The organism is Streptomyces sp. NPDC088197 (assembly GCF_044741185.1).
Classification (GTDB): Bacteria; Actinomycetota; Actinomycetes; order Streptomycetales; family Streptomycetaceae; genus Actinacidiphila.
On the sequence record NZ_JBIUSD010000016.1, the window covers coordinates 1 to 15,929 of the forward strand.

The 15,929-nt window shown below is 72.0% G+C and carries 12 protein-coding genes; 1 reads left to right on the forward strand and 11 read right to left on the reverse strand.

From position 1 onward, the window contains the following. Positions 1–314: 314 nt before the first annotated feature. The 8 genes from ACIOC1_RS29295 to ACIOC1_RS29330 form a co-directional block, all read right to left on the reverse strand. On the reverse strand, positions 315–929 hold the full coding sequence (locus tag ACIOC1_RS29295) for a hypothetical protein (protein WP_401725736.1): 615 nt from the start codon (positions 927–929) through the stop codon (positions 315–317). 84 nt (positions 930–1,013) lie between these two features. Beyond that, entirely contained in the window at positions 1,014–2,465 is a 1,452-nt protein-coding gene (ahcY, locus tag ACIOC1_RS29300) for an adenosylhomocysteinase (RefSeq protein WP_355350085.1), read from the reverse strand. Between the two features lie 236 nt (positions 2,466–2,701). After that, on the reverse strand, positions 2,702–3,661 hold the full coding sequence (locus ACIOC1_RS29305) for a cation diffusion facilitator family transporter (RefSeq protein WP_391052882.1): 960 nt from the start codon (positions 3,659–3,661) through the stop codon (positions 2,702–2,704). A 96-nt stretch (positions 3,662–3,757) separates the two neighbouring features. Continuing rightward, positions 3,758–4,957, reverse strand: a complete 1,200-nt coding sequence (gene manA, locus ACIOC1_RS29310; RefSeq protein WP_401856927.1) for a mannose-6-phosphate isomerase, class I — start codon at positions 4,955–4,957, stop codon at positions 3,758–3,760. A 4-nt stretch (positions 4,958–4,961) separates the two neighbouring features. Then, on the reverse strand, positions 4,962–6,098 hold the full coding sequence (locus tag ACIOC1_RS29315; protein WP_401856929.1) for an SIS domain-containing protein: 1,137 nt from the start codon (positions 6,096–6,098) through the stop codon (positions 4,962–4,964). Positions 6,099–6,181: 83 nt separating this feature from the next. Continuing rightward, positions 6,182–6,361, reverse strand: coding sequence for a Trm112 family protein (locus tag ACIOC1_RS29320; protein ID WP_188283872.1), 180 nt, complete (start codon positions 6,359–6,361; stop codon positions 6,182–6,184). A gap of 338 nt (positions 6,362–6,699) precedes the next feature. Further along, a complete protein-coding gene (locus ACIOC1_RS29325; protein ID WP_401856931.1) occupies positions 6,700–8,058 on the reverse strand; it encodes a phosphomannomutase/phosphoglucomutase in 1,359 nt (452 codons plus the stop codon). Positions 8,059–8,283: 225 nt separating this feature from the next. After that, a complete protein-coding gene (locus ACIOC1_RS29330; protein WP_355350091.1) occupies positions 8,284–8,706 on the reverse strand; it encodes a DUF3499 domain-containing protein in 423 nt (140 codons plus the stop codon). A 237-nt stretch (positions 8,707–8,943) separates the two neighbouring features. On the opposite strand from ACIOC1_RS29330, the gene ACIOC1_RS29335 reads away from it, so the two are divergent. Then, complete coding sequence (locus ACIOC1_RS29335; RefSeq protein WP_391128880.1) at positions 8,944–9,387, forward strand: metallopeptidase family protein; 444 nt, start codon at positions 8,944–8,946, stop codon at positions 9,385–9,387. A gap of 80 nt (positions 9,388–9,467) precedes the next feature. Here the strand turns inward: ACIOC1_RS29335 and ACIOC1_RS29340 are convergent, their stop codons facing one another. The 3 genes from ACIOC1_RS29340 to ACIOC1_RS29350 form a co-directional block, all read right to left on the reverse strand. After that, positions 9,468–10,931 carry a DUF5719 family protein gene (locus ACIOC1_RS29340; protein ID WP_391052895.1) on the reverse strand — a complete coding sequence of 488 codons (1,464 nt, stop codon included), beginning with the start codon at positions 10,929–10,931 and terminating at the stop codon, positions 9,468–9,470. Continuing rightward, a complete protein-coding gene (locus tag ACIOC1_RS29345; RefSeq protein WP_401856934.1) occupies positions 10,928–14,794 on the reverse strand; it encodes a glycosyltransferase family 2 protein in 3,867 nt (1,288 codons plus the stop codon). Before ACIOC1_RS29345 ends, ACIOC1_RS29340 begins: the two co-directional genes overlap by 4 nt. A gap of 312 nt (positions 14,795–15,106) precedes the next feature. Then, complete coding sequence (locus ACIOC1_RS29350; protein WP_031519519.1) at positions 15,107–15,370, reverse strand: WhiB family transcriptional regulator; 264 nt, start codon at positions 15,368–15,370, stop codon at positions 15,107–15,109. Positions 15,371–15,929: the final 559 nt, after the last annotated feature.

Consider the following 15,929-nt stretch of genomic DNA (forward strand, 5'->3'; position numbering starts at 1 on the left):
GACTTTTGGCACGCTGTTGAGTTCTCAAGGAACGGAAGCTTCCTTCAGACCGTTTCACCGGCCCTCCGGGCTTTCCCTTCGTCGTGTCTCCGACTTTAGCAGAAGTTCACTGGTCGGAATTACCACTCGCGTTTCGGAGACACGGATGCCCGAACTGAGATTTCTCTCGGCTTGGGTGGTGTGTCTTCGTCGAGCGAAGCGACATGGATCCTAGTTGGTCACCAGCGGACCTGTCCAGCTCGTGACAACCGTTCTAACCTACCTCCCCGCCAACCTTGAGTCAACGGTTCACGGTGAGGAACTTTCAGGCGGCCTCACGCGAAGGTCGACGGAGGGGTCTCCAGGTCTTCCAGCTCGATGCCGGGGGCCGCGAGGACCACGTCCCCGGCGATGTGGACGTCGTGCTGATCGCCGGTCGCGAGGTCGTTGACCTGGTATTCGTCCACAGCCAGCGGCCCGTTGTCAGTGGGGTGTGCTGTCCTGGTGATCAAGGACCAGGACTGGTCCACGGTGAGGGGCGCGAGCACGGGGGGCCGGAATGACACGAGACGTACGCGGGTGGCGGGGCCGCCGGGTTCCAGGCGGAGCAGTCGCGCGGTGGCGATCAGGAACGCGGGCGAGGCACCGGTGAAGGCATGGGCGGCGGCGTTGCCCTCCTGGGCGTGTTCGCCGGTGGGGTCGGTACGGACCCAGGTGACGCCGTCGAGCGCGGCTCCGCGTACCTGCCAGGCGGACGCGTGGAGTTCGAGGCGGATGGGGCGGCCGAGCTGGTCGAGGGTGAGGTCGACCGAGCCCGCGTGATCGCCGCCGGGGGTGGTGGTCTGCGCGGTGTAGCGCCAGCCGGAGGGGCCGGTTGCGCAGTGGAAGTGTTCTGCACCGAGGGGGGTGTGGTCGTGTGTGTCGTGGAACGAGTAACGGCCTCGGGGCATGGTGGGGTCTCGGTGTCTTTCGGTGTGCCGGTGACGTGCGAGGCCCCCGCCTCGGACGGGAGACGGGGGCCAGCGCGCGGTGGATCAGTAGCGGTAGTGGTCGGACTTGTAGGGGCCTTCGACCTTCACGCCGATGTAGGCGGCCTGCTCCGGGCGGAGCGTGGTGAGCTTGACGCCCAGCGCGTCCAGGTGGAGACGGGCGACCTTCTCGTCCAGGTGCTTGGGGAGCACGTAGACGCCGATCGGGTACTCCTCCGGCTTGGTGAACAGCTCGATCTGGGCCAGGGTCTGGTCCGCGAAGGAGTTGGACATCACGAAGGAGGGGTGGCCGGTCGCGTTGCCCAGGTTGAGCAGGCGGCCCTCGGACAGCACGATCAACGTCTTGCCATCGGGGAAGGTCCAGGTGTGGACCTGCGGCTTGACCTCGTCCTTGACGATGCCGGGGATCTTCGCGAGGCCGGCCATGTCGATCTCGTTGTCGAAGTGGCCGATGTTCCCGACGATGGCCTGGTGCTTCATCTTGGCCATGTCGGAGGCCAGGATGATGTCCTTGTTGCCGGTCGTGGTGACGAAGATGTCGGCGATGCCGACGACGTCGTCGAGGGTGGCGACCTGGTAGCCGTCCATCGCCGCCTGGAGCGCGCAGATCGGGTCGATCTCGGTGATGACGACGCGGGCGCCCTGGCCGCGCAGCGACTCCGCGCAGCCCTTGCCGACGTCGCCGTAGCCGCAGACCACGGCGACCTTGCCGCCGATGAGGACGTCGGTGGCGCGGTTGATGCCGTCGATCAGGGAGTGGCGGCAGCCGTACTTGTTGTCGAACTTCGACTTGGTGACCGCGTCGTTGACGTTGATCGCCGGGAAGAGCAGCGAGCCGTCCTGCTGCATCTCGTAGAGGCGGTGGACGCCGGTGGTGGTCTCCTCGGTGACGCCGCGGATCTCGGACGCGAGCTGCGTCCACTTCTGCGGGTTCTCCCCGAGGGTGCGGTTGAGGAGGCGGAGAACGAACTGCTCCTCCTCGCTCTCCGCGGTGGCCGGGTCCGGGGCGGCGCCGGCCTTCTCGAACTCGACGCCCTTGTGGACCAGGAGCGTGGCGTCGCCGCCGTCGTCCAGGATCATGTTGGGGCCGCCGGTGGCAGTGTTCGGCCAGGTCAGGGCCTGCTCCGTGCACCACCAGTACTCTTCGAGCGTCTCGCCCTTCCAGGCGAAGACGGGGATGCCCTGCGGGTTCTCCTCGGTGCCGTTCGGGCCGACGGCGATGGCCGCGGCCGCGTGGTCCTGGGTGGAGAAGATGTTGCAGGACGCCCAGCGGACCTCGGCGCCGAGGGCGACGAGGGTCTCGATCAGGACGGCGGTCTGCACGGTCATGTGCAGCGAGCCGGTGATCCGCGAGCCGGCCAGCGGCTGCGCGGCGGCGTACTCGTTGCGGATGGACATCAGGCCGGGCATCTCGTGCTCGGCGAGGGTGATCTCCTTGCGGCCGTAGGCGGCAAGCGAGAGGTCCGCGACCTTGAAGTCGGTGGCGGTGGTGGTCATATGAAGTGCTCCTCGGTGCTGCGGTCGAGGCGGACGTGGATACGGCGCGGCCACGGGGCGTGTACGGGGGTGCCCTCGTGCGGACACACCCGTCCCCTAGCGGCAGCGCAATCCGTCGGAGGCCCTCTCTCCCTCGGCCGGGCATCGCGAGATGACCCGCCCGACCGCCATCAGCAGCGACGTCTGGCTACGACAAAGCTACACCGGACGGGCGGTCCGCCCCAGTGCGCTTCCGGTCACCGGCCGCCAGGAGTCTGGTCCGGGTCGGGGCCCGCGGCGGCGGCCTGCTCGCTGTAGATGTCGGGTTCCAGGTAGACGACGCGGACGAAGGGTTCCGCGGCGCGGATGCGTTCTTCGGCGGCGTCGATGGCGCGGGCGACCTCGGCGGCGGTGTCGTCGTGCTGCACGGCGATCTTGGCGGCGACGAGGAGTTCTTCGGGGCCGAGGTGCAGGGTGCGCATGTGGATGACGCCGGTGACGGTGTCGCCGTCGACGACGGCGGCGCGGATCCTGGCCAGCGAGTCGGGTCCCGCGCCTTCGCCGATCAGCAGCGACTTGGTCTCGGCCGCGAGGACGAGGGCGATGGTGATGAGCAGCAGGCCGATGCAGAGGGTGCCGATGCCGTCCCAGACGCCGTCGCCGGTGGCGAGGGCGATGCCGACGCCGATCAGGGCGAGGACGAGGCCGATGAGGGCGCCGAAGTCCTCCAGGAGGACGACGGGGAGTTCGGGTGCCTTGGCGCGGCGGATGAACTCGGCCCAGGACTGCTTGCCGCGGGTGTGGTTGGACTCCTTGATGGCGGTGCGGAAGGAGTAGCCCTCGGCGATGATCGCGAAGACGAGGACGCCGACCGGCCAGTACCAGTGCTCGATCTCGTGCGGGTGGCGGATCTTCTCGTAGCCCTCGTAGAGCGCGAACATGCCGCCGACGGAGAACAGCACGATCGAGACGAGGAAGGCGTAGACGTAGCGTTCCCTGCCGTAGCCGAAGGGGTGCTCGTCGTTGGCGGCGCGCTTGGCCTTCTTGCCGCCGATCAGGAGAAGCGCCTGGTTGCCGGAGTCGGCGATGGAGTGCACGCCTTCGGCGAGCATCGAGGACGAGCCGCTGAACGCGAAGGCCACGAACTTGGCCACGGCGATGGCCAGGTTGGCGCTCAGCGCCGCGACGATCGCCCGTGTTCCGCCTGACGCGCTCATAGGTGTTGGGGTCCCTTTCGTCGGCCCGGGGTCTGTGTCTTGTCGTACCGGGCGTTGCGGACGCACATTGTTGCAGCCCGTCGGGCTTTTGGTGCGTCAGGCGGCCACGGTGGCCCGGAAGACGGTGCCTTCGCCGGTCAGGGTGGTGCGCTCTCTCGCGGGGACGTACGCCGACTCGCCGGGGGCCAGCGTCAAGGTGGTGCCGTCGCCGTCGCGCAGTTCGGCCCGGCCCGCGGTGCAGAGCAGGATCTGCGGGGTGCCGGAGTCGAGGGTGCGGGCCTGCGCGCCGGGGGCCAGGACGTAGCGGGAGAGCCGGAATTCGTCGATCGGCGCCGCGTACAGCTCTTCGCCGTCGGGGGCGGCCTCGGGGCGCAGGACGCCGGGGTCGCCGGCCTCGAAGCGGACGACGCGCAGGAGTTCGGGGACGTCGATGTGCTTGGGGGTGAGGCCGCAGCGCAGGACGTTGTCGGAGTTGGCCATGATCTCCACGCCGAGGCCGTCGAGGTAGGCGTGCGGGACGCCCGCGCCGAGGTAGAGGGCTTCGCCGGGTTGCAGGCGTACGTAGTTGAGCAGCATCGCGGCGATGACGCCGCGGTCGCCGGGGAAGCTGTGGGCGGCCTGGGCGTAGGCGGCGTAGTCCGCGGCGTAGGGGCTGTCGGTGATGGACAGCCGAGCGGCGGCCTCGGCCGCGGCGGTGACGGACTCGGCCATCGCCTCGGGTTCCGCGGTGAGGACGGCGGCGAGGACTTCGCGCAGCGCCTTGTCCTCGGGGTGGGCGCGGAGGATGTCGGCGTAGGGCGCGAGGGCGGGGACGCCGAGGCCGTCGATGAGGTCGGCGGCGTCGGTGGGGCGGCGGAAGCCGCACAGTCCGTCGAACGGGGAGAGCGCCACGAGCATTTCGGGCTTGTGGTTGGCGTCCTTGTAGTTGCGGTCGGGGGCGTCGGTCGGGATGCCGCGGGCTTCCTCGTCGGCGAATCCGGCCTTGGCCTGCGCGAGGTCGGGGTGGACCTGGACGGAGAGCGGCGCGCCCGCGGCCAGCACCTTGAACAGGAAGGGCAGCCGGGGGCCGAAGCGCTTGACGGTGGTGTCGCCGAGTTCGGCGCGGGGGTCGGCCGCGATCACCGTGTCGAGTGCGACGGAGCCTTCGCCGCGGTCGATCCGGGAGGGCGCGCCGGGGTGGGCGCCCATCCACAGTTCGGCCTGGGGTTCGCCGGTCGGCGGTGTGCCGAGCAGTTCGGGGATGGCGGTGGTGGATCCCCAGGCGTAGGGGCGGATCGTGTTGGTGAGGCGGTTCATGCGGTCATGATCTCTCAGCCGAGGCGACGGTCAGGTAGACGGTGGCGAAATCCGCGAGGGCGATCAGTTCGGCCGCGGTGTCGAGCGGGCCGCCGGGGGCGGCGGCGATCTCGCTGAGCGGGGTGTCGTGGGCGTACGCCTGCTCGCGGGCGGCGGGGGTGGCGGGTCCGGGCTGCTCGGAGTTCTCCTGGAGGAGCACGATCCGCAGGCGCAGTCCCCCGGGTTCTTCGACGCGGTCGCGGAAGAAGTCCTCGGGGTCGGCGGCCAGGGCGAGGGCGCTGGCCTGGAGGGGGCCGTGGACGGTGAGCGCGGCGGGCAGTTCCGCGGTGAGCGCGGGCTGGCCCGCGCGGGTGCCGAGCACGGTCGCGAAGCGGCGGGCGGCGGTGGCGGAGAGCCGGCCCTGGCTCCACAACAGCGGGAGGGCGTCGGCCAGTTCGGCCGCGAGGGTCTTGGCCGGGTTGGTGTACGTGGCGATGGCGGGGCCGCAGCGGGCGGCGACCTCGTCGAGCCGGTCGGCGACGCCGTACAGCGCCTGGGCGGGTGCGCTCAGCAGGCCGATCCGGTCGGCGAGGGCGAGCAGCGGGGCGAGGAGCGCCCAGAAGGCGCCCGCGTCGTTGGCGGGGTCCTCGTCCGCGGGGTCCGCGCCGTTGCCGAAGGGCGCGGCGAACGGCAGGGCCATGCCGTGCACCTGTTCCACGGCTTCGGCGAGCGGTGCCTTGACCGGGGTGACGGCGGCGGCGGTGCAGCCGCGGCGGTATGCCTGTTCCACGAGGTCGGTCAGGCCCTGCTCGCTGCCCTGCGGGGTGATGAGCAGCAGCAGGTCGAGCGGTCCCGCCCAGCCGGGCAGTGTCCAGCGGGACTGTTGCGGGGTGGGTCCTGTGGGCGGCAGCACCTCGACGGGGCAGGTCCCGGAGCCGAGGGCGACCAGCAGGTCGGCGACCGCGGCGGCGTCGGGTCCGCTGGCCGCGAGCAGGACGGTCCGGGGGCGGCCGTCGGGCCGCAGCGCGGTGACTCCGGCCTCTTCGGCCAGGCGCAGCGCGGTGCGTACGCGGGCACCGGCAGCGGCGACGCCCAGCAGCAGTCCGCGGCTGTCCGCGCGGGCCAGCGCTTCGGGGTCCTCAAGCAGCGACTCGTCGAACAACGCGACCTCCCGGTCGGAAGCGGCCTGGTCAGGGTCGGCGGATGGATGGGGCTGACGGACGGTCCGGCGGTCGTGCGGGGGTGTCAGCGGGGGCGGCGGGCCTCGTCAACGAGGAGTACGGGGATGTCGTCGCGTACGGGGTAGGCGAGGCCGCACGTGTCGGAGGTGCAGACCAGCTCGTTCGCGTCGGCGTCCTCGCGGAGCGGGGCGTGGCACGCCGGGCAGGCGAGGATTTCCAGGAGGCTGGGTTCAACGAGCGGCATGGTGGGGTCCTCCGTGCTGGGTGCGGCGAGCGGCGAGGTGCCACCGCGCGCGGGACTGCGGTCGGGATACGGCGGGCGCGTGCTCCGAGCGGTACGGTCCCGGGCCGGGCCGACGGCTCCCGCCGCGTACGTTCTCAGCCTATAGCCGTAGCGCCCGGCCCCGAGTGCGGCCTGTGGATAACTCCGGGCGCGCCCATGCGGTGACCGCGCCCGTACGGTGACCGCGCCCATGCGGTGACCGCGCCCGTACGACGACCGGACCCGTACGACACCAGGCGCGTACGACGGCCGGCCCGCGTAGGCCCCACCCCGCGTCGGGCCCGCGAGACCACGCGGGCTCAGGTCCTGACGATCGCCAGGACCTGGTCCCTGACGCGGGCCACGCCCTCCGCGTCGCGCGCCTCGACGTTCAGCCGCAGCAGCGGCTCGGTGTTGGAGGCGCGGAGGTTGAACCACCAGTCGGCGGAGGTGACGGTGAGCCCGTCCAGCTCGTCGAAGGTGACGCCGTCCTGGCCGGCGAAGGCGGCGCGGACCGCCGCGGTGCTCGCGGCCTGGTCGGCGACGGTGCTGTTGATCTCGCCGGAGCCCGCGTAGCGGTCGTAGGCGGCGACGAGGGCGGACAGCGGGCCGTCCTGGGCGCCGAGGGCGGCCAGCAGGTGGAGGGCGGCGAGCATGCCGGTGTCGGCGTTCCAGAACTCGCGGAAGTAGTAGTGCGCGGAGTGCTCGCCGCCGAAGACGGCGCCGGAGTCGGCCATTTCCTGCTTGATGAAGGAGTGGCCGACACGGGTGCGCACCGGGACGCCGCCGTGTTCCCTGACCACCTCGGGCACCGACCACGACGTGATCAGATTGTGGATGATCGTGGCGCCGGGGTGCTTGGCCAGTTCGCGGGCGGCGACCAGGGCGGTCACCGCGGACGGGGAGACGGGTTCGCCGCGCTCGTCCACCGCGAAGCAGCGGTCGGCGTCGCCGTCGAAGGCCAGGCCGATGTCGGCGCCGGTCTCGCGGACCCGCGCCTGGAGGTCGACCAGATTCTTCGGGTCGAGCGGGTTGGCCTCGTGGTTGGGGAAGGTGCCGTCCAGTTCGAAGTACATCGGCACCAGGTCGACGGGCAGCCCGTCGAGGACGGTGGGCACGGTGTGGCCGCCCATGCCGTTGCCCGCGTCCACGACCACCTTGAGCGGCCGGATTCCGGAGAGGTCGACCAGCGAGCGCAGATAGGCGGCGTAGTCGCCGAGCACATCGCGCCGCACCAGGGTGCCGGTTTCCACGTCGACGGCGGGGACGCCGTTCTCCAGCCACTTCTCCGCGAGCCCGCGGATGTCGGCGAGGCCGGTGTCCTGGCCGATGGGGGCGGCGCCAGCGCGGCACATCTTGATGCCGTTGTACCGCGCCGGGTTGTGACTGGCCGTGAACATGGCGCCGGGCAGGTCGAGTTGCCCGCTGGCGAAGTACAGCTCGTCGGTGGAGCACAGGCCGATCCCGGTGACGTCCGCGCCGCGGGAGGCGGCACCGCGCGCGAAGGCGGCGGACAGGCCGGGGGACGAGGGCCGCATGTCGTGTCCGACGACGATCGCCGTGGCGTCGGTGACCGTGGCGAAGGCGGCGCCGAAGATCTCGGCGAGCGGCTCGTCCCACTGGTCGGGTACGACTCCGCGTACGTCGTAGGCCTTGACGAGCTGCGACAAATCGGCCACTGCACACCTCTGGTGAACTCTGGTGAAGGGTCGGAACGGCGCCGGTGGGCGGCGCGGTGGAGTTTCCAGCACAACCTACCCCGATGGGGTGAGCGGAGTTTTTCGCCGCCGCCGCGACGCGAGGGGTGGCGTCACGGGAGCCCCGAAAGGGTCAACGGGACGGCGCGAGGGGCGGCTTGCGCGAGGTGGGGACCGCGGGGTGGGGACGGGAGGTGAGGCCGGCTGCTACTGCTCGGGCGAGCGGAGCACGCGCAGATGGCCGCGGCGGGCCACTTCGAGCGGGTCGATGTCGCGCGGGCCAGGGCCCTGCTGGCGGCGCTCCTGGGGGCGGGCCGCCTCGCGCACCGCGTTGGCGAGCGCTTCGAGGTCGTCGCCGCTGGGCCCGACGGGACCGGTGTCCGTCGCCAGGCGGACGACTTCCCAGCCACGGGGCGCGGTCAGCCGCTCGGAGTGCTCGGAGCACAGGTCGTAGCAGTGCGGTTCCGCGTACGTGGCGAGCGGTCCGAGAACGGCGGTGGAGTCCGCGTAGACGTACGTCAGCGTCGCGACGGCGGGACGGCCGCATGCGGTGCGCGAACAGCGACGTACAAGGCTCACGAGGTTGGACGGTACCGCACTCTTGAGCGGGCCGCGACGACTCTCCGCCAGCTCACCCGGTCGTGTCGTCACGTGCCCCCGGAATCGTGCCGTGTGACGGCCGCCGCGCTGACCTGCGCGGACGGAAAACACATGGCAGGCGCGGGGCGGCGGTGCGGGAGAAGTACGACACGCGGTCACGGCCGTGACAGGCGGCGGCTGGCGCATATGCGTCTGATCTATGGCCAGATGCTGACTGCGTGGTGTCCGTCCTGTGCGCACCCGGCGGGAGGGCTAGGCTCATCGCTGATGGAAAGCTCGGCACCTCCTCCTTCCGCACCCCGTCCGCGCCACCGCGACCGCCACGGACGTGGGATGCGCGGGCCCATCGCGCCCCCGCAGGTGCCGCTGGCGCTCAGCCGCGCCGACGCCTTCGACGACCTGGTGCGCGACGCCGCCGACCGGCTGGAAAGGCGCTGGCCGCAGCTCGCCGACGTCGAATTCGCCGTCCAGGAGGTGCCCTGGCCGCAGGACACCCCGCCGGCGGACGACGACACGGTGCCGCTGGGCCGTCTCATCGGCGCGGGCAAGGACCGGCCGAGCCGCATCGTGGTCTACCGGCGCCCGGTGGAGATCCGCGCCAAGACCCGCGACGAGCGGGCGCTCCTGGTGCACGAGATCGTCGTGGAGCAGGTCGCGGAGCTGCTCGGCCTGTCCCCCGAGAACGTCGACCCGAAGTACGGCGAGGACTGACACGGCCCGGCGCGGCCCCGACGCGGACCGCCCGCATATGGTGCGGCCCGCGAGGACCGCACCATATGCGGGAAAACGCTCTAGTGGTTGAGAATCCCCAGGTCGGCGCGGGCGGCGGGAACATCCACCATGCCGTGGTCGTCGGACATCGGCTGGATCGTGAACATCGGCACCCCGTCCAGCGGGAGCGCCAGCGTCCGTGAGGCGTAGACGCTTCCGCCGGAGACGCGCTCGACGGTCACGGCGAACGTGCCCTTGCCGGACGCGGGCAGCGGCGGCGGGACGGCGACGGTCGTCCCTGCCTTGACGCTGACCGTCTTCGACACCGGCTCGCCGCCGGAGGATCCGGCCGACGCGGTGATCTTCACACTGGCGTCCTGGCCGACGGCGACCAGCGACAAGGTGGAGCCCTTGGTGCGGTTGTCGGCGACGGTGGAGCGGGTCTCGATCGCCGGGGTGGCGGGCAGGAACGCCATCTCCTGCTTGGCGCCCTTGCCGCGCGTCACCCGCAGGCCCGCCACCACGGGGACCGCCGCGTGGACCTGGCTGGAGGTGATGACCAGCGAACCCGCCTCGCCCTTGGTGAGGTCACCGAGGTCGACCGCGCTGGTCATACCGCTCTTGACGTGCAGCGTCTCGTGTCCCGCCGGGGTGATCGAGCCGGTCGGCGTCGCCAGCTTCAGCGTGAGGTCGGCGTCGTCGGAACCGGCCGCGTACACCACCAGGCGCACGGTCGCGGCGTCGGCGGGGATGCCGGGCAGCACCAGGCTGGTGGCGGGTTCGGCGGCCGGGGTCAGCCAGTCGCTGCCGAGCTTCTTGTCGATGGCCTGAACGGCCGCGCCGACCCGGCCGCTGCGCGCCACGACGTGCACGGTGAGGTCCTGCGCCTTGTCCGCGACCAGGGTGGACAGCAGCACCGGCTTGGCGGACTTGCCCGCCACGGTGACGCCGTCGCCGGTGGACGCCTTCAGCAGGCCGTCCTTGCCGTACAGCTCGATGTCGACGACCGCCGGGGTGTCGTCGGGGTTCACCAGGTGCAGGAAGTCCTGCCGGTCGGGTCCCGTGCTGGCGCCCGCGAACCAGAATTCGCTGTCCGGCGCCACGCAGGACGCGCCGAGCAGGCCGCGGCCCGCCCCGGTGTCCACGACGGTGGTCTGCTGGACGGTCCAGCCGGGCGCGAGCGGCCCGTCGGCCGTACCGATCAGCGCGGGCGCGTCGGGCTTGTCGGTGGAGCTGGTGGCGGGCTTGCCCGCGGCCTTCAGCGGGGTGAGCGCCTTGCCCTTGGGCGTCGCGGGGACCAGTTGCGCGCTGCCGGAGCCGGTCGCGCCCGCCGTCCCCTGCGGGGTGAACGAGGTGTAGGTGGTGTTGGCGAATTCCGACGAGGACGGCGCCGGGCACAGCAGATTGCTGCGCTGTACGGGCAGCCGGGCCGCGGAGGCCACCGGCGCGGTGTCCCGGTCGCCGCCGCCGGACACCACGGCGGCGCCGGTCAGTACGGCCAGGGCGGCGACGGCGCCCGCCAGGGAGATCGTGCTGCGGTTCACTGGTGGTCGCTCCCGTCGCGGCGCTGGTCGTCTTCGGCGTAGTACGGGGCAGCCGGGTCGGGGTACGCGGCCGGGTCGTAGGGCTGCTGTCCGCCGTACGGCGCCTGCCCGTCGTACTGCTGCTGCGGCGGCTGCTGCTGGTCGTAACCCGCCGTCTCGTCGTAACCGGCCGCCTCTTCGTGGCCGGTCGTCGCGTACGGGTCGTAGGGCGGCGGGGGCTGCTGCGGGTAGCCGTACTGGTCGGTGTAGCCGACCTGCTGCTGCTCGTACGTGCCCGGCTCCGCCGCGTACTGCTGCTGCCCGTCCCACTGCTGCTGGGCGGGGTCGGTGCCGTAGCCGGGGTCTTGCCGCGGGTAGCCGTAGAACTGCTCGCCGGTGTCGGGGGCAGGTACCGCGTACGGGTCGTAACCGCCCTCAGAGGGGTCGTACGGGGTCTGCGGCGGTGCGTCGGGGCCCGCGGGCCCGTCCTGGCCCTGCCGGCCGTGGTGGGCCTGCTGGGCCGCGTAGGCCGCCTGCTCCTGGCCCTCGGCCTCCGCGGTGTCGGGATCGGCCGCGGCGGCCTCGGCGTCGGCCGCCGCCTGGAGGCGGCGGGCGCGACGGCCCTCGCCCGCACCTTGTACGGGAATCTGGACGGCGCTGGGCGCGTCGGCCTCCGGCAGGTCGTCGTCGATCTCGCGTCGGCGGCCCGGCAGGGCCAGCACGATGACCACGAGCAGCAGCAGTCCCTGCGCGCCCAGCCAGAAGGTGTGGGTGAACGGCTCCTCATAGGTGACGTCCAGACGGCCGCCGGTGGCGGGCAGCTGGAAGCCCTGCGCCCAGCCGTCGACGGTCGTTCTGGGCAGCGCGGATCCGTTCAGGGTGGCCTGCCAGCCGGGCGCGGCGGAGTCCGCCAGGCGCAATACGCGGCCTTCGGGACCGGCGGGCACCGTGGTGTGCGCCTCGACCTTGCCTGCCGCGACGGCGACGGGCTGCGCGCCCTTGCTGGTGATCGCGATCCTGGAGACCGCGTCGTTGACGCGCCACAATTCGCTGCCGTCCGCCTGGCTCACCCGGGACAGGCCGGGGGTGCTGTCCAGGACGCGGCCCACCGAGCGCGGCGCGCCCTTCTGCGCCAGTACGTAGCGGATGGCGTATCCGGTGAGGCGGCTGCCCTGGTCGGCGCCGGAACCCGCCACCAGGTTGGCGACGACGGTGTCGAGTTCGCTGTCGCGGGACGCCTCCGCGGCCAGTTCGGCGTCGCCGATCCGCGCGCCCGCGCCGCGCACCAGGGAGTACGAGATGCGGCCCGCGGTGCCGTTGAGCACCAGGGTGCGGGCCTGGTCGCGGGAGGTGCTCTCCTCGGCGACGAAGGCGGGCACCTGCTGCGGGTCCTGGCGCTTGATGGGGCCGTTCGCGCCGTCGGCGACCCAGGTGAACGCGGCCAGCAGCGGCGCGAGGGCCGCGGCCAGCGCGATCAGGCCCGCGACAGGCTGGCGCCAGCCGAAGCCGCTGGCGGCGATCCGCTCCTTGGCGCCTTCCGCGCCGATCGCGGCGGCGGCCAGCAGGGCGAGACCGTAGACGAGGGTGGCGGGGCCCGCCCACGCCTTGGTGTTCTCTATGACGGCGAAGAGCAGTCCGGTCGCGGCGGCGGCCCAGGCGGCGACGATCGCCGGGCGGCGGGTGTCGCGCATCAGGGCGGCGAGCGCGGCCAGGACGACGCCGATCAGCAGGAAGGCGGCGCCCGCCTTGGGTCCGCCGGGGCTGAGCATCAGCAGGTCGATGCCGGAGACGCCCTTGTCGCCGTACGGCAGTCCCGCCTCGTGCAGCAGGCGTCCGGGGTGCGCGAGCAGCGTCAGCGACCAGGGGGCGAGCAGCACGATCGGGGTGATCAGCAGGGCCGCGAAGCGCAGGAGCTGCGGGACCAGGAGCTGCTGCTGGCCGCGGGCCATGCGCCAGCCGAGGGTGGCGGCGGCCAGCGTCAGGGCGATCGGCCAGGTGACCGGGGTGAAGGCGGTGGTGAAGGTGAGCATCAGCGCCAGCGCCCAGGTGGAGCGCCAGCCGGGCCGTGCGCCGCGCTCGATCGCGCCGTCGCCGAGCTGGAGGCCCGCGGCGCCGACGGCGGCGCGCGCCATCAGCGGCAGCAGGATGGCCAGGACGGCGGTGCCGAGCCGTCCGGTGGCCAGCGCCCCGGTGGCGGCGGGCAGGAAGGCGTACGCGACCGACGCCCAGGCGCGCAGCAGGCGCGACTCGACGAGCGGGCGGGAGGCGAAGTAGGCGGTGATCCCGGCCAGCGGCACGGAGGCCACCAGCAGCAGGGTGAGGGTGAGTCCCGTGGAGCCGAAGAGCACGGTCGCGAAGAGCGCGAGGACCGCGATGTACGGGGGCGCGGCCTGGGTGCCGCCGGTGCCCAGCGCGTGCCAGGAACCCGTGTAGGTGCCCCACAGGTCGGAGGCGCCGGGGTCGGCGGGCAGCAGGGCGCCGCCGAAGAGGGCTCCGCCGCCGAGCAGTGAGCGGCAGGCGGCGAGCGAGACGACGAGCAGGACGGCGAAGAGCACGGGGCCCGGCTTGCGGGCGACGCGCTTGAGCCGCGCGAATTGCTCGACTTCCAGGAAGTCGCCGTCCTCGTCGCCCGGTCCGGACTCGACGGAGCCGCCGTGGCGTCCCGCGGCGGCGGACGCGGCGTCCGCGCGGCCCGCGATGTTGCTGACGACCTGGTCGACGGTGGCGCGTACGGTCGCGCCGGGCGGCGGGAAGAGCGGTCGCAGTTCGGAGGGCGGTACGGTGCCGCGGCCTCTTCTGCGTCTGGCGGCCAGCACCCGTCCGGGGCGCAGCAGGACGCCGAGCAGTCCGACGATCTCGTCGACGGCCTGTCCCGGCACCTTGCCGACGAGATAGGCGAGCGTGCGCAATATGGTGCCGACGGCGATCCGCAGCATCACATAGGGCAGCAGCGGGCCGCGGGTGTTGGCCAGCAGGGTGTAGACGGCGCCGGCCTTGTCGACGCGGTGCGGGTTGACCGAGGAGCGGCCCGCGCAGTCGACCGGACGGCGCTCGCGGGAGGCGGCCTCGGCGTGCCACATGACGGCGTCGGGGGCGACCAGCACGGTGTGGCCCGCCGCTTGGGCGCGCCAGCAGAAGTCGACGTCGTCGCGCATCAGGGGCAGCCTGCGGTCGAATCCGCCCAGCTCCTCCCACACGTCGCGGCGCACCAGCATGCCCGCGGACGACACGGCGAGCACCGGGCGGGTCTGGTCGTGCTGGCCCTGGTCCTGCTCGCGGCGTTCGAGCGCGGTCCAACGGCGACCGCTGCGGGCGATGCTGACGCCGACTTCGAGGAGCTGCCTGCGGTCGAACCAGCTCCGCAGCTTGGGGCCGATGATCGAGGCGGACGGCGAGGCGTCCGCGGTGCGCAGCAGGGCGGCGAGCGCTCCGGGGTCGGGCTCGCAGTCGTCGTGCAGCAGCCACAGCCACTGGACGGGGTCGCCGTGCGGCTGCTCGGGCTCGTCGTACGCGTCGTCGTTCCAACTGCGGCTGACCGGGTCCCAGCCGCTGCGGCGTCCCAGGTACGGCAACTGCTCGGCGCTGAGCGGCGCGGCGACCCTGGCGGCCTCCTCGACGGCGGCGCCGAAGCCGGTGCGGCGGGCCAGGTGCAGGACGCGCTGGTCGCCGAGGGAGTCGGCGAGCAGCCGCGCGGAGTCGTCCGCGCTGCCGGTGTCGGCGGCGATCACGTCCTGGACAGGGCGGTCCTGGGAGAGCAGGCCGGCGAGGGCTTTGGGCAGCCAGCGCGCGCCGTCGTGCGCGACGAGCACGGCGGTGACGACGTGGCGCGGGAACTCAGGGATGCCGGCCGGGAAGAAGGCCGGTGCTGGGCTGTTCACGGACATCGAGGTTCGGGCCCCGGTTCGCTGGACTGCGGTTGACGCATCGGCCGCCGGCGGCGGGGAACGTCTCGGACGGGCCCCCACACTAACGGCTTACACCGGGGGCTCCGTCCGAGTGTGAGAACAACGGCAGCCCGCCTCCCGTGCCGGTGGGCGCGGAAAGCGGGCTGTACGCGGGCTGGAAGCGGGGTGTGCGGGAGCTGTGATCGGGCCGGTGCGCGGTGCCGCGCGAGGGGTCGGGGGCGCGGTCAGGGCTCGGTCGGCGCCCTGCCGCGGACCCGGTCCTCGGACCGGTCGTCGGCCCGGTCGCGTGGTTCAGACGACGCCCTTCTTCAGGCGGCGGCGCTCCCGCTCGGACAGGCCGCCCCAGATGCCGAAGCGTTCGTCGTTGGCCAGGGCGTACTCCAGGCAGTCGGAACGGACTTCACAGGCGAGGCAGACTTTCTTCGCCTCACGCGTGGAACCGCCCTTTTCCGGGAAGAACGACTCGGGGTCGGTCTGCGCACACAGCGCGCGCTCCTGCCAGCCGAGTTCCTCGTCGGCCTCTTCGGCCAGCAGCAACTGGAACTGCTCGGTCATGCGCGCCCCTCGTCTGTCGTGCTTCCCCGTGATGTTGCCGTCACCATGAGCGGCCTAACGACACGAGTGAAATTACAAGTGTGCCGATCCGGGCCAGTCAAGCCGAGATCTGCTATTGGGCCCGTTATTCACTCCGCTGAACCAAGAGGTGACAGAAAGTGTTGATATCGGCCTAAAATCCGGTATCCGTCAACCATGGTCCCGCCGATCCACCGTTCACACCTCGTCAGACGCCTTGGCGACGCGCCACGTTCCGCCATTCGGGTGAAGCGTTGTGGATCACATTCCGATCACAGAAGCACAACAGCACAACGTGCTCTTCATGCGGTTGGGCACCACATATCCGCACACTTCTGCGCACAAACCTTTCACCAACCGTTCCAGCCGGATCAGGTGAAAGATTCGCGACATTCCGGACATCCGGTTGACAAGGTACGGGCGGGACCGGTCTCCTTGACGGCATGCCTGCTGAGCACCACGCGCCTACCCGGACTCGCCGTCGCGAGTCCCGCTGCGTCGCGCTCGCCCAGAGCTGTTGTCGTTCCTGTTGTTGCCGCTG